We start from the raw sequence: 2,174 nt of genomic DNA on the forward strand, positions 1-2,174 counted from the left end.
TCCTCACCGACGAGATCTACGAGCACCTGGTCTACGGCGATGCGGTCTCGGTCTCCCTGCCGGCGCTCCTGCCCGAGCTGCGCGACAAGTGCATCGTGGTCAACGGCGTGGCGAAGACGTACGCCATGACCGGCTGGCGGGTGGGCTGGGTGATCGGCCCGAAGGACGTCGTCAAGGCCGCGACGAACCTGCAGTCGCACGCCACCTCGAACGTCTCCAACGTCGCCCAGGTGGCCGCGCTGGCCGCCGTCTCCGGCGACCTGGAGGCCGTGGCGAGCATGCGCGAGGCCTTCGACCGGCGCCGCAGGACCATCGTGCGGATGCTCAACGAGATCGACGGCGTGGTCTGCCCGGAGCCCGAGGGCGCCTTCTACGCCTACCCCTCGGTCAAGGCGCTGCTCGGCAAGGAGATCCGCGGCCGGCGTCCGCAGGACACCGTCGAGCTGGCCGCGCTGATCCTGGAGGAGGCCGAGGTCGCGGTCGTACCGGGCGAGGCCTTCGGCACGCCGGGCTACCTGCGGCTGTCGTACGCGCTCGGTGACGAGGACCTCGTCGAGGGCGTGAGCCGGATGCAGAAGCTGCTGGCGGAGGCGCGGGACTAGTTCCCGCCGTCCACGCGCGCGCGTGCGGGCCGTTTCCCTGCGGGGAGGCGGCCCGCTCCTGTGTGCGGGCAAGACCCCGAAAGGGGAAACGGCTACCGGGACGGCGGTGACGTGCGGCAGGATCTGGGAATGGAGCGTGTACGTGATCTGTCCCGGCTGCCGAAGGCCCATCTGCACCTGCACTTCACCGGCTCGATGCGGCCGGCGACCGTCCTGGAACTGGCCGACAAGTACGGCGTCCGCCTGCCCGACGCGCTGACGGAGGCCCTGACCAGCGGGGAACCGCCGAGACTGCGGGCCACCGACGAACGCGGCTGGTTCCGTTTCCAGCGGCTGTACGACGCGGCGCGCTCCTGCCTGCGCGAACCGGACGACATCCGGCGCCTGGTCCGGGAGGCCGCCGAGGAGGACCTGAAGGACGGCTCGGGCTGGCTGGAGATCCAGGTGGACCCGACGTCGTACGCGCCCCGGCTGGGCGGTCTGATCCCGGCCCTGGAGATCATCCTGGACGCGGTGGACACGACGTCCCGGGATACCGGTCTCGGCATGCGGGTGCTGGTCGCCGCGAACCGGATGAAGCACCCGCTGGACGCCCGTACGCTGGCCCGGCTGGCGGTGCGGTACGCGGACCGGGGCGTCGTCGGCTTCGGGCTCTCCAACGACGAGCGGCGGGGCCTGGCGCGGGACTTCGACCGGGCCTTCCACATCGCGCGGGAGGGCGGTCTGCTGTCGGCGCCGCACGGTGGTGAGCTGGCCGGCCCGGCGTCGATCCGGGACTGCCTGGACGACCTGCACGCCGGGCGGATCGGGCACGGGGTGCGCGCGGCCGAGGACCCGCGGCTGCTGAAGCGGCTGGCCGACCGGGGCGTGACCTGCGAGGTGTGCCCTGCCTCGAACGTGGCGCTCGGCGTGTACGAGAAGCCGGAGGACGTCCCCCTGCGCACGCTCTTCGAGGCGGGCGTCCCGCTGGCGCTGGGCGCCGACGACCCGCTGCTGTTCGGCTCCCGGCTGGCCGCCCAGTACGAGATCGCCCGCCGCCACCACGGCTTCACGGACGCGGAACTCGCGGAACTGGCCCGGCAGTCGGTGCGCGGATCGGCCGCCCCGGAGGAGGTCAGGAAGCGGCTGCTGGCCGGTGTGGACGACTGGCTGGCGCGCCCGGCGGCCTGAAGTCGGACCATCAGCCCGGCCCGGTGGCCGCCGCCGGGCCGATCGGGGAGCGGGAACATCGATCCCCTGTACGCCATGAGCCCTGCGCCGGCGCCCTCCTCGCGCGCGCGGGCGGGACACCGTCGCGCAGCATGATCACGACTGGCCGGGCTCCGGGGCGACGGAGATTCCGCCCAGCAGGGTCCGCGCGAGCCGGGCGGCGAAGTCGTCCACGGGCGGTCGTTCGCCGGTCTCCGTGGCGTCGTAGGCGAACGCGCGCTGGGCGCAGGCCCCCAGGAGCAGGGAGGCGGCGGCGTAGGTGTCGGCGTCGGCGCGGACCCGGCCCGCGGCCTGTTCGGCGCGCAGGTAGGCGTCCACCCCCTGGATGGGCAGGTGGGGGCCGGAGCCGAGGGAGCGCAGGGC

2 protein-coding genes and 1 pseudogene are annotated in these 2,174 nt (G+C 73.6%); 2 read left to right on the forward strand and 1 reads right to left on the reverse strand.

The features are described from left to right. Both IE312_RS38850 and IE312_RS05085 read left to right on the forward strand, forming a co-directional pair. Nucleotides 1-602 (forward strand): aminotransferase class I/II-fold pyridoxal phosphate-dependent enzyme (locus tag IE312_RS38850; RefSeq protein WP_229899080.1); only part of this gene is annotated, 602 nt, incomplete at its 5' end. A gap of 129 nt (nucleotides 603-731) precedes the next feature. Continuing rightward, nucleotides 732-1,772: an adenosine deaminase gene (locus IE312_RS05085; RefSeq protein WP_189978720.1), complete on the forward strand. Its 1,041-nt coding sequence runs from the start codon at nucleotides 732-734 to the stop codon at nucleotides 1,770-1,772. Between the two features lie 135 nt (nucleotides 1,773-1,907). Here IE312_RS05085 and IE312_RS38855 read toward each other — a convergent pair. Then, nucleotides 1,908-2,174 (reverse strand): annotated as a pseudogene (locus IE312_RS38855) (TetR/AcrR family transcriptional regulator C-terminal domain-containing protein); the annotation flags it as partial.

This window comes from Streptomyces capoamus (assembly GCF_014654935.1).
Lineage (GTDB): Bacteria > Actinomycetota > Actinomycetes > Streptomycetales > Streptomycetaceae > Streptomyces > Streptomyces capoamus.

What these genes read in the sequence shown, in the direction of transcription:
- IE312_RS05085 (WP_189978720.1), top strand. Translation starts at nt 732, where the DNA reads ATGGAGCGTGTACGTGATCTGTCCCGGCTGCCGAAGGCCCATCTGCAC.